Raw genomic sequence first — 21,916 nt, 5'->3', positions numbered from 1 at the left:
GCACGCCGCGGGGCCGGACCCGGCAGCCGCCCCCAGTGTCGGCCCGCCCGGCCCCCACTCACCACCGTACGCGCGCCACCCGGGTGAGGGGCAGACGTCGGCGACATCATGGGCCTGGCTACTTTGAACGCGTTCAAGTTCGTGCGCTAGGGTCGCCCCATATCGAGGGGGCGCAATGAAGGCAGTGATTCCCGGGGGAACCGGGCAGGTCGGCGCGATCCTGGACCGGGCGCTGACCGCCGCGGGCCACGACGTGGTGATCCTGACGCGACGGCCGCGGCGCGAGCGTGAAGTGGGCTGGGACGGCGCGACGCTCGGCGCGTGGGCGCAGGTCATCGACGGCAGTGACGTGGTGATCAATCTGGCGGGGCGCAGCGTGAGCTGCCGGTACACCGAAGCGAATCTGCGCGCCATGATGGACTCGCGGGTGCGCTCCACCGAGGTCGTGGGCGAGGCGATCGCGGCCGCCGCACGGCCGCCGAAGGTCTGGCTCCAGATGAGCACCGCGACCGTGTACGCCCACCGGTTCGACGCGGCCAACGACGAGGCGGCCGGACTCGTGGGCGGCAGCGAGCCCGATGTTCCGGCGTACTGGGCCTACAGCGTCGAGATCGCCAAGGCCTGGGAGGCGGCCCAGGAGCAGGCCCGCACGCCGGGCACCCGCAAGGTCGCCCTGCGCTCCGCGATGGTGATGAGCCCCGACCGCGAGGGGGTCTTCGACGTGCTGCTCCGGCTGGCGCGGCTCGGGCTCGGCGGTCCGGTCGCGGGCGGGGCACAATATGTGTCCTGGATACATGACCGCGACTTCGTCCGCGCGGTCGAGTTCCTCGTCCGGCGGGACGACTTCACCGGCCCCGTGAACCTGGCCGCGCCCGCCCCGCTTCCGCAGCGGGCCTTCATGCGCGCCCTGCGCGACGCCTGGGGTGTCCCGGTGGGCCTGCCCGCGACGCGATGGATGGCGGAACTCGGCGCGTTCGCGCTGCGCTCCGACACCGAGCTCCTCCTGAAGAGCCGCCGTGTCGTGCCCGGACGGCTGCTCGAAGCAGGCTTCACCTTCGAGTACGGTGCGTGGCCGGAGGCCGCCGGTGACCTGGCCCGGCGGGCCCGCGCCGAACGCCGAGGCCCCAAGTGACCGTCCTCACCGGCCAGTTGGGGGCCCGGGCCGGGTTCAGCGGGCGCTGATCTTCCGTACGAACCCCGCGAACGCCAGCACCCATGTCGCCAGCGCGATCCACAGCAGGACCTGGCCGAGCGTGTGCAGCCAGTCGATCTTTGTGGCTGCCGCAGTGGAGAGCGAGGCGACCGCCGTCATGCCCAGCGGGAAGACGGTGGACCAGCGCCGGATGTCGTAGCGGAAGCGGGGCCAGCGCGTTTCGGCGATCAGCAGCGCCGCGCACCAGGCGAGATTGAGCGCGAGCAGGACCAGTGTGACCGTCCGCAGGGCCGTGTGCGCGGCGCCGGTCCACAGGGGGGGACAGGGTCAGTTTCGACGCGGCGAGCGCCGAGATGGCCAGCGCGCCGCCGCCGATCCACTGGTCGCCCGCCCCGGCGCGCACCTGCCGGAAGTCGAACCGCGCCAGCGCCTCCGCGTAGAGGACCAGGCCGAGCACCAGGGCGGCGAGCGCAGCCCAGGCGAGCGAGTCGCCCCGGCCGGCCAGGGAGAGCGTGGCGGCCAGCACGGCGAGACCCTGGGTGGCCACGCACACCAGGAAGGCCGCCCCGGGCATCCGCCGCTGCCAGTGGCGTACGACCGCGATCAGCAGCCCCGGCCAGATCACGGCCGCCAGGGCGAGCAGGGCGCAGGCCACCACTTGCCAGCCGGGCACCGAGAGCCGGGTGCCGAGCACCGTGGTGGCGGCGACGGCGGTGAGCGCGGGCGGTGTGTCCGCCTCGCTCGACCAGCGGTCCCGGTCCCGCAGCAGCCGCGAGACGAAATCGCGGGCGAGCAGGCACCACAGCGCCGCGGCCATCGCCAGCCACACCCGGGAGACCACGTCGGCGCCGCTCAGGTGCAGCCCCACGGAGACGATCGCGGTGGCCATGACGGCGGCACCGGCCGCCGGGGGCAGCTCGGTCCACCACGCGGCGGCCCGACCGGGCCCCAGCCCGTCACGCGTGCCGGTCGAGCGGGTCATGGCCCCATCACAACGCGGCCGGACCGGCGCCGCCAGCGAGGGTGGCTTCCCCGAGGAGATACTTGTGTAGTACAACTGATAGCAGTTGTAAAAGCCAACCATAGGGTCCACCGCCGACCGCGGTGGTGGGTTCGATCGTGAAGGGTCCTGTCATGTCCGGAGGCCACAAGGCCGGTCGGGTCGGTGCGCCGGGCGACGTGCGTACGGCGCCGTCGAATCCCGCGCTGCGGCACGTCCTCACCCACCTGATCACCCCGCTGCTGATGTGCCTCGGCATGGGGCTCGCCTATCTGGGTGCGTTCGCCACCCCCGAGCCGCACGACCTGCCGGTCGCCGTCGTCGGGTCGGGGCCGCAGGCGAAGGTGTTCGCGCAGACGGTGAAGGACAAGGCGGGCGACGCGCTCGACGTGCGCACCCTCGCCGACCGCGCCACCGCCGTCGACCAGCTGAAGTCCCGCACCATCACCGGCGCCTACGTCCTGGACGCGAAGGCCCCCGAACTCATCGTCGCCTCGGCGGGATCCGACATGAGCGCCACCGCCGTCGAGAAGGTCTTCACCCCGGTGGCCACCGCCCAGGGCGTCCCGCTGAAGGTCACCGACGTCGTGCCGCCGGTCTCCGGGGACCCGACGGGGTCGGGCATCTTCTTCCTGCTCATCGCCGTGAGCATCGGCTCGTACGCCTCTGTCGCCGTGCTCGGGGCGGCCGGCGCCGGGCTGTCGCTGCGCATACGGGCGGGCCTGGTCACCGGGGTTTCGCTGGCGGTCTCGCTGATCGGCGCGGCCTTCGCCGGACCGCTGTTCCACCTGGTCGACCACGGCCTGTGGGGCGTGTGGGCGATGTCCTGGCTGTACTCGGCGGGCATCCTCTTCCTCGGCGTGGGCCTGCACACCTTCCTCAAGCGCTGGACCACGCTCGCCGTGATGGTGCTCTTCGTGATGCTCAACTTCACGAGTTCCGGCGGCCTGTTCTGCCCCGAGCTGCAGAACGGCTTCTTCGGCAGCCTGCACGCCTTCTGGAACGGCGCGGGTCTCCTCGAAGGCATCCGCAACCTCGTCTACTTCGGCAGCCACGACCTCGCCCGCAACATCTGGGTGCTCGCCGCGTGGCTGGTCCTCGGCCTCGCCGTGCTGGCCGTCGCGGCCGTGGTGGAACGCGGCCGGAGCCGGGCCGTTGGCGTTGGCGCTGCGCAGACCGTGCCCGTCGCGTCCGCCGTGCCTGCCGCGTTCGCCGAAGACGAGGAGGAAGAGGAAGTGGAGGAGGCCGTCGGCGTCTGATCCGCGCGCCCCGTCCGGCGGTCGCGGAACCGGCGGGGCCGGGACACTGTGGGGGAGGCGACACCTAGGAGGAACCGATGCCGGGACAGCGCACGATCCGGGTCCGCCGCGTCTACGACCCGCCCGCCAAGGCCGACGGCGTACGCGTCCTGGTCGACCGGTTGTGGCCCAGGGGCCTGTCCAAGGAACGCGCGGCGGTCGACGAGTGGCCCAAGGAGCTCACCCCCTCGACGGAACTGCGCACGTGGTACCACGAGGACACCGCGCGCTTCTCCGCCTTCCAGGAGCGGTACGAGGCCGAGCTGGCGGGCCCCGAGCAGACCGGGGCCGTCGACCGGCTGCTCGAACTGGCCAGGTACCGCACCGTCACCCTGGTCACCGCGGTGAAGGACGTCGACCACAGCCATGTGCCGACGCTGGTCGCGGCCCTTGAGCGAGCACGTCCCGGCCACTGACAAGTGCCCGGCCGGGTGAAGCGGGCGGACGGTGCGAGCGGGCGCACCGCCCAACTCCTGTCGTCAGAAGGTAAGTTGACGGGATCTGTCAGTCGTGCATGGGCGCTCGGCTCCGAGCCGTGACCGAGTCGCGGGCGCCACGGGCAGGCGGCGCCGGTGGGGTCGGCGTCGGCGGTGCGGGTTCCGGCAGGGTGCGTGCGAGGAGCCAGGCCAGGGCGGGGAAGGCGATCAGCGGGGCGAGCGCCGTGGTGAGCGACGTCGCGTCGGCCGCCGCGCCGATCAGCGGGCTCGCCACACCGCCCACGCTCACGGTCAGGCCGAGGGTGACCCCGCTCGCCGTGCCGATCCGCGTGGGCAGGTAGTCCTGCCCCAGTGTCACCTGGAGCGAGAACGGCACGTACAGCGCGGCCGAGGTCAGCGCGACGAAGAGGTAGAAGGCCGGGCCGGGTACGCCCACCACCCCGGCGACGGCCGGTACCGCGGCCGCGTACGACCAGCGCACCACCCGGACCCGGTCCCAGCGGGCCGCGAGCCTGCCGCCCACGACGGTGCCCACGGCGCCGCCCGCGTACAGCACGAACAGGGCGGCTGAGCCCGCCACCGCACCGCCGGTCACCCGCTGGCGGGCGTACAGCGCGATGAAGGCGCTCAGCCCCACGAAGACCAGCGAGCGGCAGACGACCACCAGGCACAGCTTCAGGAACGAGGCCCGGTCGTCGCCGCCGGCGGCCCGCGCGGTCGCGGCCGGAGCCGGGCCGGGGACCCGTACCGCGCGGAGCGCGAGCAGGCACAGCACACTGCCGAGGGCGGCGGGCGCCACGAGCAGCGGGGCCGCCCGCAGCCCGCCCGCGCCGACCACCCCGGCGACCAGCAGCGGCGCGGCGGCGAAGCCCAGGTTGCCGCCCAGCGAGAACCAGGCCATCGCGGTGTGGCTCCCGGCGCTCGCCGCGCGGGCCACCCGGGCGGACTCGGGGTGGTAGGCGGCCACCCCGATCCCGGCCACGGCGACCATCGCCAAGGTCAGGGCGTACGTGCCGGCACTGCCGCTCAGCGCGATGCCGGTACCCGCCACCGCCGTGCTCACCGGCAGCAGCCACGGCATCGCCCACCGGTCGGTGAGCGCGCCGAACAGCGGCTGGACGACGGAGGAGAGCAGGGAGGCGGCGAGCACGATGCCGGACGCCGCGGCGTAGGAGTAGGCGCGCTCGGCGACGAAGTACGGCACGAGGGCGGCGACGGCACCCTGGTACACGTCCACACAGGCATGGCCGAGGGCCAGCAGGAACACCGGTCGGCCGAGCAGCCCCCCGCCCCGGCCGCGGGCCGCGGGCCCCTGCCCGGTGCCTCCGTCCCGACCGCAGACTCCGGGTACTCGCCCGGCACCTCCGCCCCGGCCGCGGGCTGCGGGCGCTTGTCCGGCCAGGACATCACCACGCTGCTTCTTCGACTTCTTCGACTTCTTCCGCACGGCCCGATCATCACCAACCCCGGCCCTGTCCCGCTTCCGATAAATTGCCAAGCGATGTCGAATATCCGCCACACTCCCGTCGCCCCCACCCGCGCCCAGCAGATGGCCCCCGGCGACAGCATCGACGCGCACCGACACGACGATCACCAGATCGTCTACGCGAGCCGCGGCGTGCTGGCCGTCACGACCGGCGCCGGGACCTGGGTGGCGCCCGCCACGCGCGCGATCTGGGTGCCGGCCGGGACCGTGCACTCCCACCAGGCGCACGGCAGGCTGGAGTTGCACCTCATGGGGATCGCGGCCCACGAGAATCCGCTGGGTCTCGAAGTCCCCACCGTGCTGATGGTCGGGCCGCTGCTGCGCGAGCTGCTCCTCGCCCACACCCGCTCGCCCGACGACGCAAGCCCCGAACACGACCGGCTGCGCGCCGTGCTGCTCGACCAGCTCCGCGCCTGCCCCCAGCGGCCCGTCCACCTGCCCGCGCCCAGCGACCCCCGGCTTGCCGCGGTGTGCGCGATGCTCCAGGCCGACCCCGCCGACCGGCGCGGGCTCGCCGAGCTCGGCGCACAGGCGGGCGCGAGCGAACGCACCCTGACCCGGCTGTTCCGCGCGGACCTCGGCATGACGTTCCCGCAGTGGCGCACCCAGCTCCGCCTGTACCGCGCCCTGCAACTGCTCGCCGAGGAAACTCCGGTGACCAGCGTGGCCCACCGCTGCGGCTGGTCCTCGACCAGCGCGTTCATCGACGTGTTCCGCCGGGCCTTCGGGCACACGCCGGGTGCGCACACCCGCTTGCGTTAGAGCACGCTCCAACTCGTAGCGTCAGCTGCATGAACAGCGCAGAAGACGCAGCGAACACCGCCAACACCTCCGCCCCCGCCCGCACCGCAGCGCACGACGACCGGTTCGAGCGCGGGCTCGCCCTGCTGCGTACCGTCGGCGGCCAGGAGAACCCGGCCGTACTGGACAGCCTTGCCGACATCGCGCCCGACCTCGGCCGCATGACCGTCGCCTTCGGATACGGCGACCTCCTCTCCCGCCCCGGACTCACCCTGCGCCAGCGGCAGATCGCCACCGTCGGCGCGCTGGCCGCCATGGGCAACGCGGCGCCCCAGCTGCGATTCCACATCGACGGCGCGCTCAACGTCGGGGTCAGCCCGGCCGAGGTGCTGGAGATCCTGATCCACACCGCCGTGTACGCGGGTTTCCCGGCCGCGCTCAACGGCATCGCGGCCGCCCGCGAGGTGTTCGAGGCCCGTCCCGGTCTCCCGGTCGCGCCGGTCGACACGGCGCCGGTGCCGGGCGACCGGTACGAGCGGGGGCTCGCCAAGCTGGCCGAGGTCGACGGGCACGCGGGTGACCAGGTGGTCGCCTCGATGCGGGACATCGCGCCCGATCTGACGCGCTACATCATCGAGTTCGCCTTCGGGGACGTGTACTCCCGCTCCGCGCTGGACCTCAAGTCCCGCGAACTCGCCAGCGTGGCCATGTGCACCGCGCTCGGCACGGCCGCACCCCAGCTGCGCGTCCACATCCACGGCCTGCTCAACGTCGGCGGCACCCGCGAAGAGGTGGTCGAGGTCATCACGCAGATGGCGGGCTACGCGGGTTTCCCGGCCGCGCTCAACGGTATCGCGGCCGCCCGCGAGGTCTTCGAGGAGCGCGGCGGGGAGTGAGCCGGGCAGGCCGACGGCCCCTCGCCCGGCGGGCGGCGCGGACGGGAGGTCTTCAGGGGAGCAGTTTGTCGAGGGCGGCGGGGCCCTCCGCGGCCAGCTTGCGCTCGGCCCAGGCCAGGTTCTGCGGGGTGATGTCCCGCCCGGAGGCCAGCACGAGGTCCTCGGCGGTGACCTCGCCGCCGGATCCCGTGTGCAGCAGGGCGTCCGGGGTCACGGCGTCGGGCCGCCGGGTGGAATCGGGCCGGTCGTTCATACCGCCTCCTACGTTTCGTCCGCTCATGCACCATTCTGGCCCCCGCCTACCCGGACCGCATCCGGCCCACACGCCCGCCCGCGCCGCGGTGCGCACGGGGCGGGGCGCGGTTCACGGGGCCGCGTAGACCCGGCCCGCATAGCTCGCGAAGGCCTCCGCCGTGAGCTTCCGCGCCAGGTCCGCCTCGGTGATCACACCGACCGGCTCCCCGCCCTCGACCACCACGATCCGACGGATCCGCGCCTCGCTCATCGCCTTGACCGCCGCGGCGGCGCCCGCGTCCGCGTCCACGGTGTGCGGCGGGCCCTCGGCGAGGTCGCCCGCGGTCACCTTGGACGCGTCCTTCCCGGCGGCCAGAGCCTTCACGACGATGTCGCGGTCGGTCACGATCCCGGTCAGCCGGCCGTCGCTGCCTCTGACCGGCAGCGCGCCGATCCCGTGGTCGCGCATCAACTGGGCGGCCCGGTCAAGGGTTTCGGACGCCGGGATGCAGCGCAGGTCGCCGGTCATCAGATCACGGGCAGTGGTCATGGGGGCCTCCGGGGGGTGCGGAACGTCCATGGATGCGGCACACATGTCTCGGCCAGGCTGGTAGGGGTGCGGCGCACACCTCTCGGCCATGCTGACGGGGCCCCGTCAGCGGGGCGACCGCTCAAGGGCGAACGGGTGACGGCCCGCCGCCCGGGAAGCCGCGACCTGCCCAAGTGGCCGCCGAGCCAGGGAACTTGGGCGCAAGACGGCCCGGCCGGGCCGCCTCGCCCCCGACGCGTGCGCTCCCGTGATGCGCACTCCCCTTCCGGATTCTTGAAACACGTTCTACTGTGTGCGCCGCCGTACCGCGACCGTCCTGGAGGGGCCGTGCACCTCGAATACACGCCTGAGCAGCAGCAGTTGCGCACCGAGCTGCGCGCCTACTTCGCCGGCCTGGTGCCGGACAACGTGTACGCCCGGTACGCCGACCCCGCCGCCCAGAAGCGGTTCTACCGCGAGACCGTGCGGCGGCTCGGCGGGGACGGCTGGCTGGGGGTGGGGTGGCCCAAGGAGTACGGGGGCCGCGGGCTCACGCCCATGGAGCAGTTCATCTTCTTCGACGAGGCCGCCCAGGCCGGCGTCCCGCTGCCGCTGATGGCGCTGAACACCGTCGGCCCGACGATCATGCGGTTCGGCACGGACGAGCAGAAGGCGTACTTCCTGCCGAAGATCCTCTCCGGCGAGATCGACTTCGCGATCGGCTACAGCGAGCCCGACGCCGGGACCGACCTCGCCGCCCTCAAGACCCGCGCCGTCCGGGAGGGCGACGAGGCAACCGGCCACTACACGGTGAACGGGCAGAAGATCTGGACCACCAACGGCGACACCGCCGACTGGGTCTGGCTCGCCGTGCGCACCGACCCGGACGCGCCGCCGCACAAGGGCATCACCATGCTCCTCGTGCCGACCTCCGACCCCGGCTACAGCTGCACCCTCATCAACACCCTCGCCTCGCACGACACCACGGCCAGCTACTACGAGAACATCCGGGTACCGGTCTCGCGCCGGGTCGGCGAGGAGAACAAGGGCTGGCGGCTGATCACCAACCAGCTCAACCACGAGCGGGTCACCCTCGCCGCCCACGGCACCATGGCGATCCGCGCGCTCCACGACGTCCAGCGCTGGGCGGCCGACACCTTGCTCGCCGACGGCCGCCGCGTCATCGACCTGGGCTGGGTCCGCAAGAACCTCGCCCGCACCCACACCCGCCTGGAGGCGATGAAGCTCCTCAACTGGCAGATGGTCAACGCCGTCCAGGAAGCCACCCTCACCCCGCAGGACGCCTCCGCCGTCAAGGTGTACGGATCCGAGGCGCGCCGGGACGCCTACGCCTCGCTGATGGAGGTCGTCGGGGCGGCGGGCCCCATGAAGGAGGGCTCGGCCGGCGCCGTCCTGCACGGCGAACTGGAGCGCGGCTACCGCTCCGCCGTGATCTTCACATTCGGCGGCGGAAACAACGAGATCCAGCGCGAAATCATCTCCTGGATCGGCCTGGGGATGCCGAGGGTCCGCCGTTAACCTGGCCATGGGGGCTCACGCGCTGGAGGTGGCCGATGGCTGACGCCGACCCGGGCTACTTCGGCCCCGAATCCGTCACCTGGCAGCTGCACGGCGACCCCATGATGTGGATCGCGGGCATCCGGGCGCTCTACCTCCAGGCCCTCCACCCACGTGCCGTGCGCGGCGTCATGCAGAACTCAGACTTCAGGAAGGACGCCTGGGGCCGTCTGATGCGTACGGCCGACTTCGTCGGGACCGTCACCTACGGCACGAAGGAGGCGGCCGAGCAGGCCGGCGCGCGCGTGCGCCGCATCCACGCCCGCCTCACGGCGGACGACCCGGCGACGGGGGAGCGGTTCGGCGTCGATGAACCCGAGCTGCTCCGGTGGGTGCACTGCGCAGAGATGGACAGCTATCTCACCGTGGCCCGGCGCTCGGGGTTCCGGCTGAGCGACGCCCAGGCCGACCGCTACATCGCGGAACACCGCGTCGACGCCCGCCTGGTGGGCCTCGACCCGGCAGGAGTGCCGGGCAGCGTCGCCGAACTCGCCGCCTACTTCGACTCCGTACGCCCCCAGCTCGCGCTCACCGCCGACGCACGGGCCGTCGACGACTTCCTGCGGCGGCCGCCCACCCATGCGCTCCTGATACCGGCGCGCGAGCTGCTGTGGCGGCGCGTGGTCCGCCTCGCCTACGTCTCGCTGCCCCCGTACGCCCACGAGCTGTACGGCCGCCCCGCCCCCGCCGCACGCACCGTGGACCGTCAACTGGCCTTCACCGGAAGGGCGTTGCGCTGCGTTCCCGCTCGGCTGCGCTGGCAGCTGCCGCCCGGCCACATCCTCAAGGCGCTGGCCCGGCTCGGCCCCGGGACCCGCCCGGAGCCGTACAAACTTCGCAGACAGGCGGCCATACTGGACGAGCCGGGGAGGGCGCACTTTCAGTGACGGGGGCGGCGGCACGAAATGGCGGACACCAGGCTGATCCACGGCCGCTACCGGCTGCTCGATCTGATCGGTCGCGGCGGCATGGGGGAGGTGTGGCGGGCCCGCGACGAATCGCTGGGGCGGCGGGTCGCGGTCAAGCTGCTCAAACCGCTGGCGCCGAGCCGCGAGGAGTCGTTCACCCGGGTGCTCAGGGAGCGCTTCCGGCGCGAGGCCCGCGTCGCGGCCGCGCTCCAGCACCGCGGTGTCACCGTCGTCCATGACTTCGGGGAGTACGCGGGCGGGCTCTACCTCGTCATGGAGCTGCTCGACGGCCGCAACCTCAGCCAGCTCCTCGACGACAACAAGCAGCGGCCGCTGCCGGTCCCGGACCTCGTGGACATCGCCGAACAGATCTCGGACGCCCTCGCCTACACGCATCAACAGGGCATCGTCCACCGTGACTTGAAGCCCGCGAACATCATGCGGCTCGCCGACGGTACCGTGAAGATCTGCGACTTCGGCATCGCCCGGCTCGCCGCCGACATCGGCTTCACCGCCCGCCTGACCGGCACCGGCGTCGCCATGGGCACCCCGCACTACATGTCGCCGGAGCAGATCGCCGGCGAGGAGGTCGACCACCGAAGCGACCTCTACTCGCTCGGCTGCGTGCTGTACGAGATCGCCACCGGGGCGCCGCCGTTCGACCACGACGACGCCTGGGCGGTGCTCGTCGGCCACCGCGACACGCCGCCCCGGCCGCCGAGCGAGCACCGCGCCGAACTCCCCGGGTTCCTGGACCGGGCGGTGCTGGATCTGCTCGCCAAGTCCCCGGACCAACGCCCCGACGACGCGGGGGAGTTGGGCCGCCGGCTCGCCGAGGGGCGGGCCGCCCTTCGACCGCTCACCGACCCCGTGCCGCTGACCCCGCGGCGCGCGCCCCGGCTTCCCTCCTGGACCAAAGGGATGACCACCGGCCACAAGGCGACCCGCGCGCTCACCCCGGCCACCCCGCCTGACCCCTCCGCCGGCCTCAGCAGCGAGTGGACCACCGCGACCGCCGGCCGGCGCCGGCTGCCCCCGGAAGGCGAACCGCGGGAAGCGGACCGGCCGACCCCGCCGCCGGACGTCCTCGCCGCGCTGAACAGCCGCCACAACGCCGGGCTCAGCCTCGGCCGGCTCGGCCGGTGGGCGGAGGCGGGCGAGGTGCACCGGGCGGTCGCCGCCGAGCGCGCCCACGTCCTCGGCCCCGACCACCCCGACACCCTCGCCAGCCGCTGCGAAGTGGGCTTCACACTCAGCAGGACCGGTCGCGCGGCCGCCGCGCTGCGCGAGTTCGGCGAGGTCGCCGACGGCCGGGCCCGCTCGCTGGGCCCCGACCACCCCGGGACGCTCGACGCCCGCCAGGAGATGGCGTACGTCCTCGGGCGGCTCGGCCGGGCCCTCGAAGCGCACCAGGTGTACACCGCGGTCCTCGCCGCCCGCGAGCGCACCCAGGGCCCCGACCACCCGGACACCCTGCGCTGCCGCCACAACCTCGCCTTCAACCTGAGCCGGCTCGGGCGCCTTGAGGACTCCTGCCGGACGGCCCAGGAGGTGGCCGCCGCCCGCACCAGGGTGCTCGGCGCCGGACACCCCGACACGCTCGTCACCCAGTACGAAGTCGCCTACGCACTGGGGCAGTTGGGGCGCTGGGTCGAGGCCCTTGCGGCCTATCGCGAGGTGGCGACGGGCCGCGCGGCGGCGCTCGGGCCCGACCACCCGGACACCCTGGCGGCCCGCTACGAGGTCGGCATCAGCCTCGGCCGGCTCGGGCGCAGCCCCGAGGCCCTGGTGCTGTACCGCGATCTGGTCGAGGACCGGCTGCGGACCGGCGGCCCCGACGACCCGGAGACGCTCCGCGCCCGGCACGGCCTCGGGGTGAACCTCGGGCGGCTCGCCCGCTGGGAGGAAGCCCTCGGGGAAGCGCGGGAGGTGTGCGCCGCCCGCGAACGGGTCCTCGGCGCCGACCATCCGGACACCCTGATCAGCCGCCGCGAGATCGCCGTGGGCCTCGGCTGGCTGGGCCGCTGGTCCGAGGCGCTCGGCGTCTACCGCCGGGTCGCCGACGCCCGCGAGCGGGTCCTGGGCGCGGACCACCCGGCCACCCTGGCCAGCCGCAACGACGAGGCGCACTGCCTGGAGCAGCTGGGCCGCGGCCCGGAGGCGACCGACCTGTACCGAAGAGTGGCGGCCCTGCGCCACCGGAGCGCCGACCGCCCCTGACCCGCACGGGGCCCGTCCCGTCACGCCGCGGCGCCGGTCGGCCCCGGACGGGGTTCCGCGGGCGGTCGTCCCGTGTTACGAAGGGGCATGCCCGCACGCACCGCGTTCACCCGTGACCGGTATGACGCCGTCGTCGTCGGAGGCGGCCACAACGGTCTGGTCGCCGCCGCCTACCTCGCCCGCGCCGGAAAGTCCGTCCTCGTCCTCGAACGCCTCGGCCACACCGGCGGCGCGGCCGTCTCCACCCGCCCCTTCGCGGGCGTGGACGCGCGGCTATCGCGCTACTCGTACCTGGTCTCGCTGCTGCCCCGCAAGATCGTCGACGAGCTGGGGCTCGACTTCGCGGTCCGCAAACGGACGGTGTCCTCGTACACGCCGACCGACCGCGGCGGGCGCCCCGGCGGCCTCCTGGTCGGCGGCGGCCCGGACCGCACCGCCGCCTCCTTCCGCCAACTGACCGGATCCGACGCCGAGTTCAGGGCCTGGCAGGACTTCTACGGCACCACCCGCCGGGTCGCCGAACGGGTCTTCCCCACCCTCACCGAACCGCTGCCCACCGCGGCCGCGCTGCGCGAGCGGATCGCGGACGACGAAGCCTGGCGGATGCTCTTCGAGGAGCCCATCGGCGTCGCCGTGGAGGACCGGTTCAGTGACGACCTCGTGCGGGGCGTCGTCCTCACCGACGCCCTGATCGGGACCTTCGCCGACGCCCACGACCCCTCGCTCGCCCAGAACCGCTGCTTCCTCTACCACGTGATCGGCCAGGGCACCGGCGACTGGGACGTCCCGGTCGGCGGCATGGGCGCCCTCACCGACGCGCTCGCCGGGGCGGCGCGGGCGGCGGGCGCGGAGATCGCCACAGGCCACGAGGTGACCGCGATCCGCACCGACGGCAGCGAAGCGGAGGTCGCCTTCACCACCGCCGAGGGGCCCGGCACCGTGGCCGCCCGCCACGTCCTGGTGAACGCCTCGCCGCAGGCCCTGGCCGCACTCACCGGTGACGTGGCGCCCGAACCCGCCGAGGGCGCCCAGCTGAAGGTCAACATGCTCCTGACGCGGCTGCCCCGGCTCCGGGACACCGCGGTCGACCCGCGCGAGGCCTTCGCCGGAACCTTCCACATCGCCGAGGGATACGGCCAGTTGGCGACCGCGTACGCCGAGGCCGCACGCGGTGAGCTGCCCACCGCGCCGCCCTCGGAGATCTACTGCCACTCGCTCACCGACCCCTCGATCCTGGGCCCCGGCCTCGCGGCCCGCGGCTACCAGACCCTGACCCTGTTCGGTCTGCACACCCCGGCCCGGCTCTTCGCCGACGACAACGACAAGACGCGCGAGCAACTCCTCGCCGCGACCGTCGCCCAGTTGGACGCCCACCTCGCCGAACCGCTCGCGGAGTGTCTGGCGAAGGACGCGGAAGGCCGCCCCTGCATCGAGGCGAAAACCCCGCTGGACCTGGAGCGGGACCTGCGGCTGCCCGGCGGCAACATCTTCCACCGCCCCCTCGCCTTCCCGTACGGCGACGGGTCGACGGGCCGGTGGGGTGTCGAAACCGCCCACCCGAACGTGCTGCTGTGCGGCGCGGGCGCCGTGCGCGGCGGCGGTGTGAGCGGCATCCCGGGCCACAACGCGGCGATGGCGGTGCTCGGCCGCTGAGGGCCCGTGCCCGAACTCCGCCCGGGTGTGGACGCGGGCTCTGAACTCCCGGCGAAGTCCGCTCAGTCGGCCGAAGCCGTCCAGCCCGCCGCCTCGATCCGGGCGGCGTCCCGCGGCCGTGCCTCGTCGAAGAGCGCCCTGCCCTCCTCACAGACCCGCAGCGCGTCGACGTACACGCCGCGCCCCACGTACGAGGGTCCCGTCGTGTGGCGCCAGCGCAGCCGCACCTCGTGTCCGCGCCAGGCCACCAGATCCGCCGCCACCCGGTGCCAGACCCGCCCGGACCACCCCGTCACCGACCCGGCCGGATGCTCCAGAGCCTGTTCCCCGTCCCGTACGGTGGTGAACGGCACGGGCCGCCAGCCGGCTCCGCCGTCCGCCGAGGCCTCCAGGAAGACGCTGGCCGCGCCCGGCTCGGTGTCCCACCACAGGGAGCAGTCAAGGCGGGCCCGGTCGGTGGCGACGGGCAGTGCGGGCAGCGTGAGCGTGGCACTGGTCGCGTTCGCCATTCCGGCGAACCAGGCCGTCCCCCCGTTTTCGGGGCGGACCGCGACGGCCCGCGCCAGCGCGTTCGCGGCGGCGACGCGAGGCGCGGAGCCGGAGCGCCAACTGCGCACCGGGTGAACGGAGTTGCCCAGCATCACGAGGAACGTGTCGGTGCTCGGGTCGATGACGATGCTGGTGCCGGTGAACCCGGTGTGCCCCGCGCTGTGCGGCGTCGCCATCGCGCCCATGTACCAGTGCTGGTAGAGCTCGAAGCCCAAGCCGTGCTCGTTGCCGGGGAAGGCGGTGTTGAAGTCCGTGAACAGCAGGTCCACGGATGCGGGGGAGAGGATGCGGGCCCGCCCGTAGGCGCCGCCGTTCAGGAGCGTACGGGCGAGGACCGCGAGGTCCCAGGCGCAGGAGAACACCCCGGCGTGGCCCGCGATCCCGCCGAGGCCGTACGCGTTCTCGTCGTGGACCTCGCCCCACACCAGGCCCCGGTCGATGCCGGACCACGGCTTGCGGGCGTCCTCGGTGGCCGCGATCTTCGGCTTCCAGGAGGCGGGCGGGTTGTAGCGGGTGCGGTGCATCCCGAGCGGAGCGGTGATCTCGTCGTGGAGCAGCGCATCCAGACGGCGCCCGGTGATCTTCTCCAGGACCAGCTGGAGGGAGATCAGATTGAGATCGGAGTAGAGGTACCGGGTGCCGGGCGGGCTCGCCGGGGCCTCGTTCCAGATGAGCTTCAGCATGTCCTCGTACGTCGGCGCGCCGTACAGCGGGATCCAGGCGCGGAACCCCGAGGTGTGCGTGAGCATTTGACGGATCGTCACCCGCTGCTTGCCCGCCGCGCCGAACTCGGGCAGGTACGAGGCGACCGTCGCCTCCAGGGCCAGCGTGCCGCGCTCGATCTGCTGCACCGCGAGCAGCGCGGTGAACAGCTTGGACACGGAGGCGAGGTCGTACACCGTGTCCTCGGCCGTCGCGATCCGCCGCTCGGCCGGGAACTCCACCGCCGTGTCGGTCTTCTCGTCGTACGCCGCGTAGCGCACCGCGCTGCCGATGGGGTGGTGCAGCGCGACCGTGCCGCCCCGCCCGGCGAGCAGCACGGCGCCCGCGTACCAGGGGTGCGCGGGCGAGGGGCCGAGGAACTTCTCGGCGTCCGCCACCAGCCGGTCCAGGTATTCGGGCAGCAGCCCGGCCTGTTCGGCGGAGCCGCGACGCAGCGTCCGCCCGTGCCCGGCGGCCCGCGCGGCCGTCGGCAGTGAGCCCGTCACCAGGGCACCTCCCAGCACCATGGCCGAACCGGCCAGCCGTCGTCTGCTGATACCCCGGGCTTCGTCGGCCATCGGTGCGCGAGCCTTCCTGACGCGGTGAAAGTATCTTTCGGGATCACCTGCAACATCCGGAACTTCCTTCCCGCGGCTGGCTCCTGTCAATCAGGGCGCGGCTGCCGATGGTGTGCGGCAAAGAATCGGCCGGCAAAGAATCTGACGCAGCATCAGAAAATCTCTTCCCTCGTCGCTCCGGCTGCGGCATCCTGCGCCCCATGCAGACGGAGCTGAGCAAGAAACTGGGAGTCGAGCACGCCGTCTTCGGCTTCACGCCGTTCCCGGCGGTGGCCGCGGCCATCACCAGGGCCGGCGGATTCGGTGTGCTCGGCGCGGTCCGCTACACGGCCCCCGATGACCTCGCGCGCGACCTCGACTGGATGCAGGAGCACACCGAAGGGCTGCCGTACGGCCTCGATGTGGTGATGCCCGCCAAGAAGGTCGAGGGCGTCAGCGAGGCCGAGGTCGAGGCGATGATCCCGGCCGGGCACCGGCAGTTCGTGCGGGACACCCTCGCCAAGCACGGCGTGCCCGAACTCGCCGAGGGCGAGGCGTCCGGCTGGCGCATCACCGGCTGGATGGAGCAGGTGGCCCGCGACCAGCTCGACGTCGCCTTCGAGTATCCGATCAAGCTGCTTGCCAACGCGCTCGGTTCGCCGCCCGCCGATGTCGTGGCGCGCGCCCACGACAACGGCGTGCTCGTCGCCGCCCTCGCGGGCAGTGCCCGGCACGCCCGCCACCACGCCGACGCGGGCATCGACATCGTCGTCGCCCAGGGCTACGAGGCCGGCGGCCACACCGGCGACATCGCCTCCATGGTGCTCGTCCCCGAAGTGGCCGAGGCCGTCGCCCCGCTGCCGGTGCTCGCGGCCGGGGGCATCGGCAGCGGCGAGCAGATCGCCGCCGGGCTCGCGCTCGGCGCCCAGGGCGTCTGGCTCGGCTCGCTCTGGCTCACCACCACCGAGGCCGACCTGCACTCCCCGGCGCTGACCCGCAAGCTGCTCGCGGCCGGTTCCGGCGACACCGTCCGCTCCCGCGCGCTGACCGGCAAGCCCGCCCGCCAGCTGCGTACCGAATGGACCGACGCCTGGGACGACCCGAGCGGCCCCGGCACCCTGCCCATGCCGCTCCAGGGCCTCCTTGTCGCCGAGGCCGTCTCCCGCATCCAGAAGTACGAGGTGGAGCCGCTGCTCGGCACCCCGGTCGGCCAGATCGTCGGGAAGATGAACGCCGAACGCGGCGTCCAGGAGGTCTTCGACGACCTGACCCGGGGCTTCGAGCGGGCCGTCGACCGCATCAACCGCATCGCGGGGAGGGAGCCCCGATGAACCAGCCCCTCAACGGCTTCTGGGCCCAGGCCGCCGCCGACCCCGACCGCCGCGTCCTCATCGCCCCGGACGGCGAGGAGTGGACCGCCAGGCGGCTGCACTCCGCCGTCAACCAACTCGTCCACGGCCTCCGGGCCGCAGGCCTTCGGCCCGGTGACGCCTTCGCGGTCGTGCTGCCCAACGGGGTCGAGTTCTTCACCGCGTACCTCGCCGCCTCCCAGGCCGGTTTCTACCTCGTCCCCGTCAACCACCACCTCGTCGGCCCGGAGATCGCCTGGATCGTCGCCGACTCGGGCGCCAAGGTGCTCATCGCGCACGAGCGGTTCGCCGAGTCGGCCGCGGCGGCCGCCGACGAGGCGAAGCTGCCCGCCTCCCACCGGTACGCCGTCGGCACGGTGGCGGGATTCAAGCCGTACGCCCAACTCCTGGACGGCCAGGCCGAGTCGGTGCCCGACGGCCGGACGCTGGGCTGGGTCATGAACTACACCTCCGGCACCACCGGACGGCCGCGCGGCATCCGCCGCCCGCTGCCCGGAAAGCCGCCGGAGGAGACCTACCTCGGCGGCTTCCTCGGGATCTTCGGCATCAAGCCGTTCGACGGCAATGTGCACCTGGTGTGCTCGCCGCTCTACCACACGGCGGTCCTCCAGTTCGCGGGCGCCGCCCTGCACATCGGACACCGCATCGTCCTCATGGACAAGTGGACGCCGAAGGAGATGCTGCGCCTCATCGACCAGCACGCCTGCACCCACACCCATATGGTGCCGACCCAGTTCCACCGGCTGCTTTCGCTGCCCGGCGAGGTGCGGGCGCGGTACGACGTGTCCTCGATGCGGCACGCCATCCACGGCGCCGCGCCCTGCCCCGACCACGTCAAACGAGCCATGATCGACTGGTGGGGGAGCTGCGTGGAGGAGTACTACGCGGCCAGCGAGGGCGGCGGGGCGTTCGCCACCGCCGAGGACTGGCTGAAGAAGCCGGGCACGGTCGGAAAGGCCTGGCCCATCAGCGAGTTGGCGGTCTTCGACGACGACGGCAACCGGCTGGCCGCAGGGGAACTCGGCACCGTCTACATGAAGATGTCGACGGGCGGCTTCAGCTACCACAAGGACGAGGGCAAGACGAAGAAGAACCGCATCGGCGACTTCTTCACCGTCGGCGACCTCGGCTACCTGGACGAGGACGGCTACCTCTTCCTGCGCGACCGCAAGATCGACATGATCATTTCGGGCGGCGTCAACATCTACCCGGCCGAGATCGAGGCGGCGCTCCTGACCCACCCGGCCGTCGCGGACGCCGCGGCCTTCGGCATTCCGCACGCCGACTGGGGCGAGGAAGTGAAGGCGGTGGTCGAACCGGCGGAAGGCCATGCGGCCGGTGACGCCCTCGCCGGCGAGATACTCGCCCACTGCGCACGCCAGTTGGCCGGGTACAAGCGCCCCAGGACAGTCGACTTCATCGAGGCGATGCCGCGCGACCCGAACGGCAAGCTGTACAAACGCCGACTGCGCGAACCGTACTGGGAGGGTCACGAGCGCGCGATGTGACCCGGGGAACACCGGCCCGGCCCCGCTGGCGAAGCTGCCCGCCGTCGAGTTGAATGGCGCGGCGGCCGCGTCGGGCGGCGCCGTACCGGGAGGTGGCACAGTGGTGGTGGCGGAGCACGCCGAGGAGTTCGAGGAACACCGGCCGGTGCTGCGCGGGCTCGCCTACCGGCTGCTCGGCTCCATGTGGGACGCCGAGGACGTCGTCCAGGACGCCTACCTGCGCTGGAGCCGGGTCGACCGCGCCGAGGTCAGGGACGCGCGCGGCTTCCTCATCACCGTCGTCTCGCGGCTCGCCATCGACCAGCTGCGCTCGGCGCGGGTGACCCGCGAGGCCTACGTCGGTCCGTGGCTGCCCGAGCCCGTCGCCACCGACGTGCTCGGCCCGCTGGACACCGCCGAACTGCGCGACACCGTCGCCTACGCCACCGTCCACCTCATGGAGCGGCTCTCGCCGCCGGAGCGCGCCGTGTTCGTGCTGCGCGAGGCCTTCCAGCTGCCGTACGAGGAGATCGCGGCCATCGTGGACGCGAGCGTCGTCAACTGCCGCCAGATGTACAGCAGGGCCGGGCGCCATCTGGCCGCCGGGCGCGACCGCTTCCCGCTGTCCGGCGGCGAACACGCCGAACTGCTCACCCGCTTCCTGCAAGCCGCCCAGGGCGGCGACCTCGGCGCGCTCACCGAACTGCTCGCCGAGGACGTGGTGGCCTGGTCGGACGGCGGTGGCAAGGTCACGGCGGCGCGGCGCCCGGTCACCGGCCGCAAGAAGGTGCTCGCCTTCCTCACGGGCCTGCTCAACAAGTACGAACTGGAAGGCTTCGAGGTCCTCGACATCAACGGCGCCCCGGCCCTGTCCATCACGGCGGACGGCCAGCGCCAGATCGGTGTGCTCTCCTTCCGCGACGGCCGGATCGACGGCATCTACGCGGTCCGCAACCCCGACAAGCTCACCCGCCTGGACGGCCCCGCCCGGTGAGAGCCGGTGTGTGGGGCGGGCCGCCCGGCTCAGCGGCGTAGCGGTCGTGTTCGGGGCTCAGGATGATGGGGGTCTGGTCGGCAACGGTGCCAGCGTAGAAGAAGCAGTCGAGCACGGGGCCGGTGCCGAGGACGTCGACGCGGTGGTCGATTCCGATCAGCCGCGGGACAGGGGTGAGTTGGATGCCGGTCTCCTCGTGTGTTTCGCGCCTGGCTGCGGACCATGGGTCTTCGCCGTGGTCCAGCATCCCGCCGGGGAGCCACCAGGCGCCGGTGTTCGGCTGTCCTGGGCCGTAGCGCAGCAGGAGGATCCGTCCCTGTTCATCGAGGAGCAGGACGCAGGAGGCGAGGAGTGCCTGCGGCTGTGTCTTGATCCACTCGTCGCGGGGCATCCAGACCATCGGGGGTGGGTCCTCGGGGCTGGGCGCGGGCTGCGGCGGCAGGGTCACGGACTGTCTGCTTCCTTCTCGTGCGGGGATACGAGGGCAGGTTGCGGCACGGGACTGGCACCGTGAGTTGGGTGTGGCTCTGAGCAGCCCCATTCCGACCGTTAGCCGGTCAGGCGGCGCTGGGGAGCTCCGTGCGGGTGCGGTGTATCAGGTCGGAGACGCGGGGGTCGTTCTTCCACGGGGCCAGTACCGCGTTGAGATCGTGCATGTATCCGTGTGCCCGGGCGGAATGGACGGTGCTGAGGACTTCAAGGGCCCTGGTACCGACGTCGAGTCCTTGGTCGAGGTCGTGGTTCTGGATGTGGCTGGCGGCCAGGACGGCGAGGCGGATCCCGGTGGCGCGGGTGAACTGGCCGACCGGCATGGGCTCGGCCTGCTCGCTCCAGGTGAACGCTGCGCTCGGGTTGGCCAGGTCGCGGTGGATTTCGGTGGCGTCGGTGGCCAGCCGGGCATGGGTGAAGTAGGCCAGGCGCGCCGGGTCATGGGCTCCGTCCCGGATGGAGCCGAGCAGTTGCTCCGAGAGGCCGAGGGCGGCTTCGGCGGGCTTGGCGTGGCCGGCACGGGCGTGGGCGCGGGCTTCGGCGAGTTTCGCGAACGCCAGGACCCGCGGAGCGGCATGCCCCTTGGCCCGCTCATACGCGCCCTCGGCCATGTCGGCCGCCTGGTCGGGGTAGCCACGCAAGAAGGTCTGGAGCGCCATGGTGGTCAGGACATAGCAGCCGGTCTCCACATCACCGGCGGCGCGGGCCAGGCGCAGGGCTTGGACGAAATGCCGCTGGGCGACATGGTGGTGGCCGATGTCGAAAGCCGACCATCCCACGACGCGGGAGAGTTCGGCGGTCGCTGCGAACAACTCCTTGCCGACGGCTTCGGTGTAGGTACCGGAGAGCAGGGGAGCGGCGCGGAGCTTGAGGCACTGGGTGACGGAACTTGTCTTCCAGTTACCGCCGCCGTATCGGGAGTCCCAGAGCCGGGCCTCGTCGGCGGCCTGCCACAGCTCATCCAGGTCACCGCGGCCGACTCGGCGGTCTCCCTGGTGGGCGAGCGGGGCGTCGGCGGGATTGGTCAGCCAGCGGGTGACGGGTGTGCTGAAGGCAGTGAGGGCGAAGCCCCCGTTGCTGATGAACTGCCGTCGGTCCACGGTTCTCCAGTAGGTCGCGGCGACGCGAACGGCGTCGGCGGGGTCGCGAGCGAAATCCAACCCCATATCTGGGTTTCCACCCGTGCGGCCATACATGCCGATTTCCTCGACACCGACCGTCCTGCCCAGGCGTTCTCCCAGAGCTGCGGCCAGGAACTCCGGCACGCGGCCGCGCGGAGTCATCCCGCAATTCACCCAATTGGCGACACTCGTGTGCTCATAGACAAGGGCGACGCCAGCCGCTGCGCCGAGCTCGTTGACCCGGCGAGCCAGCGACTTGTGGCTGGCACGGGCGGCTTTGATGACCCGGGCGAGGTCCTCATTGGGTTCGCCTCGGCGGCGACGCTTGGGGTCTGACACCCGAGCCCCCCGAGCTGATGCTCCGCGGCCCCGATGCCGCACAGCGGGTATCCGAGCTTAGGCCTCGGGGCTCACGCGGGGAACGAGATGCGATTGGTTCGCCCCCCTTGTTCGCCTCCCCGACCCCGCGGGCGGGCGGTTGTGTGGAACCACAGCGGCCGTGCGCCAGCCGCTC

General features: G+C 72.7%; 19 protein-coding genes and 1 pseudogene. 12 read left to right on the top strand and 8 right to left on the bottom strand.

Annotation, left to right across the window (positions count from 1 at the left end):
• Positions 1-175: 175 nt before the first annotated feature.
• Positions 176-1,132, top strand: a complete 957-nt coding sequence (locus ACIBK6_RS14160) for a TIGR01777 family oxidoreductase (protein ID WP_399051482.1) — start codon at positions 176-178, stop codon at positions 1,130-1,132.
• 36 nt (positions 1,133-1,168) lie between these two features.
• Here the strand turns inward: ACIBK6_RS14160 and ACIBK6_RS14155 are convergent, their stop codons facing one another.
• The gene (locus ACIBK6_RS14155) at positions 1,169-1,420 is read right to left on the bottom strand and encodes a hypothetical protein (RefSeq protein ID WP_399051852.1); all 252 of its coding nucleotides are present in this window, start codon (positions 1,418-1,420) and stop codon (positions 1,169-1,171) included.
• A gap of 121 nt (positions 1,421-1,541) precedes the next feature.
• Positions 1,542-2,042 (bottom strand): annotated as a pseudogene (locus ACIBK6_RS14150) (hypothetical protein); the annotation flags it as partial.
• Between the two features lie 356 nt (positions 2,043-2,398).
• On the opposite strand from ACIBK6_RS14150, the gene ACIBK6_RS14145 reads away from it, so the two are divergent.
• Complete coding sequence (locus ACIBK6_RS14145) at positions 2,399-3,412, top strand: hypothetical protein (RefSeq protein WP_399051851.1); 1,014 nt, start codon at positions 2,399-2,401, stop codon at positions 3,410-3,412.
• Between the two features lie 77 nt (positions 3,413-3,489).
• On the top strand, positions 3,490-3,867 hold the full coding sequence (locus tag ACIBK6_RS14140; protein WP_399051481.1) for a DUF488 domain-containing protein: 378 nt from the start codon (positions 3,490-3,492) through the stop codon (positions 3,865-3,867).
• Positions 3,868-3,955: 88 nt separating this feature from the next.
• Here the strand turns inward: ACIBK6_RS14140 and ACIBK6_RS14135 are convergent, their stop codons facing one another.
• On the bottom strand, positions 3,956-5,155 hold the full coding sequence (locus tag ACIBK6_RS14135) for an MFS transporter (protein ID WP_399051850.1): 1,200 nt from the start codon (positions 5,153-5,155) through the stop codon (positions 3,956-3,958).
• 234 nt (positions 5,156-5,389) lie between these two features.
• Between ACIBK6_RS14135 and ACIBK6_RS14130 the strand changes: the two genes are divergently transcribed.
• Together ACIBK6_RS14130 and ACIBK6_RS14125 are read left to right on the top strand one after the other, a co-directional pair.
• Positions 5,390-6,136, top strand: a complete 747-nt coding sequence (locus ACIBK6_RS14130; protein ID WP_399051480.1) for an AraC family transcriptional regulator — start codon at positions 5,390-5,392, stop codon at positions 6,134-6,136.
• A gap of 29 nt (positions 6,137-6,165) precedes the next feature.
• On the top strand, positions 6,166-7,011 hold the full coding sequence (locus tag ACIBK6_RS14125; protein ID WP_399051479.1) for a carboxymuconolactone decarboxylase family protein: 846 nt from the start codon (positions 6,166-6,168) through the stop codon (positions 7,009-7,011).
• Between the two features lie 52 nt (positions 7,012-7,063).
• Here ACIBK6_RS14125 and ACIBK6_RS14120 read toward each other — a convergent pair whose 3' ends face one another.
• Together ACIBK6_RS14120 and ACIBK6_RS14115 are read right to left on the bottom strand one after the other, a co-directional pair.
• On the bottom strand, positions 7,064-7,264 hold the full coding sequence (locus ACIBK6_RS14120; RefSeq protein WP_399051478.1) for a hypothetical protein: 201 nt from the start codon (positions 7,262-7,264) through the stop codon (positions 7,064-7,066).
• Between the two features lie 111 nt (positions 7,265-7,375).
• Positions 7,376-7,795: a CBS domain-containing protein gene (locus tag ACIBK6_RS14115; protein WP_399051477.1), complete on the bottom strand. Its 420-nt coding sequence runs from the start codon at positions 7,793-7,795 to the stop codon at positions 7,376-7,378.
• Between the two features lie 327 nt (positions 7,796-8,122).
• Between ACIBK6_RS14115 and ACIBK6_RS14110 the strand changes: the two genes are divergently transcribed.
• From ACIBK6_RS14110 to ACIBK6_RS14095, 4 genes are all read left to right on the top strand, one after another.
• Positions 8,123-9,313 (top strand): acyl-CoA dehydrogenase family protein, encoded by a 1,191-nt coding sequence (locus ACIBK6_RS14110; protein ID WP_399051476.1) that lies wholly within the window; start codon positions 8,123-8,125, stop codon positions 9,311-9,313.
• A gap of 35 nt (positions 9,314-9,348) precedes the next feature.
• The gene (locus ACIBK6_RS14105; protein ID WP_399051475.1) at positions 9,349-10,239 is read left to right on the top strand and encodes an oxygenase MpaB family protein; all 891 of its coding nucleotides are present in this window, start codon (positions 9,349-9,351) and stop codon (positions 10,237-10,239) included.
• A gap of 18 nt (positions 10,240-10,257) precedes the next feature.
• Positions 10,258-12,480, top strand: a complete 2,223-nt coding sequence (locus ACIBK6_RS14100) for a tetratricopeptide repeat protein (protein ID WP_399051474.1) — start codon at positions 10,258-10,260, stop codon at positions 12,478-12,480.
• An 87-nt stretch (positions 12,481-12,567) separates the two neighbouring features.
• Positions 12,568-14,133 carry a phytoene desaturase family protein gene (locus tag ACIBK6_RS14095; RefSeq protein ID WP_399051473.1) on the top strand — a complete coding sequence of 522 codons (1,566 nt, stop codon included), beginning with the start codon at positions 12,568-12,570 and terminating at the stop codon, positions 14,131-14,133.
• A gap of 62 nt (positions 14,134-14,195) precedes the next feature.
• Here the strand turns inward: ACIBK6_RS14095 and ACIBK6_RS14090 are convergent, their stop codons facing one another.
• Complete coding sequence (locus tag ACIBK6_RS14090) at positions 14,196-15,962, bottom strand: serine hydrolase (RefSeq protein WP_399051472.1); 1,767 nt, start codon at positions 15,960-15,962, stop codon at positions 14,196-14,198.
• 200 nt (positions 15,963-16,162) lie between these two features.
• Between ACIBK6_RS14090 and ACIBK6_RS14085 the strand changes: the two genes are divergently transcribed.
• From ACIBK6_RS14085 to ACIBK6_RS14075, 3 genes are all read left to right on the top strand, one after another.
• Positions 16,163-17,272 (top strand): nitronate monooxygenase, encoded by a 1,110-nt coding sequence (locus ACIBK6_RS14085; protein WP_399051471.1) that lies wholly within the window; start codon positions 16,163-16,165, stop codon positions 17,270-17,272.
• Positions 17,269-18,819, top strand: coding sequence for an acyl-CoA synthetase (locus ACIBK6_RS14080; RefSeq protein WP_399051470.1), 1,551 nt, complete (start codon positions 17,269-17,271; stop codon positions 18,817-18,819). The genes ACIBK6_RS14085 and ACIBK6_RS14080 overlap by 4 nt, the downstream gene beginning before the upstream one ends.
• A 103-nt stretch (positions 18,820-18,922) precedes the next feature.
• Entirely contained in the window at positions 18,923-19,792 is an 870-nt protein-coding gene (locus ACIBK6_RS14075) for an RNA polymerase sigma-70 factor (protein WP_399051469.1), read from the top strand.
• Here ACIBK6_RS14075 and ACIBK6_RS14070 read toward each other — a convergent pair.
• Positions 19,764-20,240 (bottom strand): NUDIX hydrolase, encoded by a 477-nt coding sequence (locus ACIBK6_RS14070; RefSeq protein WP_399051468.1) that lies wholly within the window; start codon positions 20,238-20,240, stop codon positions 19,764-19,766. The genes ACIBK6_RS14075 and ACIBK6_RS14070 overlap by 29 nt on opposite strands.
• A 109-nt stretch (positions 20,241-20,349) precedes the next feature.
• Positions 20,350-21,381 carry a sporulation protein gene (locus ACIBK6_RS14065; RefSeq protein ID WP_399051467.1) on the bottom strand — a complete coding sequence of 344 codons (1,032 nt, stop codon included), beginning with the start codon at positions 21,379-21,381 and terminating at the stop codon, positions 20,350-20,352.
• Between the last annotated feature and the right edge of the window lie 535 nt (positions 21,382-21,916).

It is taken from the genome of Streptomyces sp. NPDC050485 (genome assembly GCF_044458185.1).
Classification (GTDB): Bacteria; Actinomycetota; Actinomycetes; order Streptomycetales; family Streptomycetaceae; genus Streptomyces.
Note: the sequence above shows the minus strand (reverse complement) of the source record. Positions and strands in the feature narration are given on the sequence as shown.

Bases quoted from the DNA above. Each gene is read 5' to 3' on its own strand.
- ACIBK6_RS14100 (WP_399051474.1), top strand. From the start codon at position 10,258: ATGGCGGACACCAGGCTGATCCACGGCCGCTACCGGCTGCTCGATCTG.
- ACIBK6_RS14140 (WP_399051481.1), top strand. From the start codon at position 3,490: ATGCCGGGACAGCGCACGATCCGGGTCCGCCGCGTCTACGACCCGCCC.
- ACIBK6_RS14085 (WP_399051471.1), top strand. From the start codon at position 16,163: ATGCAGACGGAGCTGAGCAAGAAACTGGGAGTCGAGCACGCCGTCTTC.
- ACIBK6_RS14160 (WP_399051482.1), top strand. From the start codon at position 176: ATGAAGGCAGTGATTCCCGGGGGAACCGGGCAGGTCGGCGCGATCCTG.
- ACIBK6_RS14105 (WP_399051475.1), top strand. From the start codon at position 9,349: ATGGCTGACGCCGACCCGGGCTACTTCGGCCCCGAATCCGTCACCTGG.
- ACIBK6_RS14080 (WP_399051470.1), top strand. From the start codon at position 17,269: ATGAACCAGCCCCTCAACGGCTTCTGGGCCCAGGCCGCCGCCGACCCC.
- ACIBK6_RS14120 (WP_399051478.1), bottom strand. From the start codon at position 7,264: ATGAACGACCGGCCCGATTCCACCCGGCGGCCCGACGCCGTGACCCCG.
- ACIBK6_RS14115 (WP_399051477.1), bottom strand. From the start codon at position 7,795: ATGACCACTGCCCGTGATCTGATGACCGGCGACCTGCGCTGCATCCCG.
- ACIBK6_RS14090 (WP_399051472.1), bottom strand. From the start codon at position 15,962: ATGGCCGACGAAGCCCGGGGTATCAGCAGACGACGGCTGGCCGGTTCG.
- ACIBK6_RS14095 (WP_399051473.1), top strand. From the start codon at position 12,568: ATGCCCGCACGCACCGCGTTCACCCGTGACCGGTATGACGCCGTCGTC.
- ACIBK6_RS14145 (WP_399051851.1), top strand. From the start codon at position 2,399: ATGTGCCTCGGCATGGGGCTCGCCTATCTGGGTGCGTTCGCCACCCCC.
- ACIBK6_RS14130 (WP_399051480.1), top strand. From the start codon at position 5,390: ATGTCGAATATCCGCCACACTCCCGTCGCCCCCACCCGCGCCCAGCAG.
- ACIBK6_RS14125 (WP_399051479.1), top strand. From the start codon at position 6,166: ATGAACAGCGCAGAAGACGCAGCGAACACCGCCAACACCTCCGCCCCC.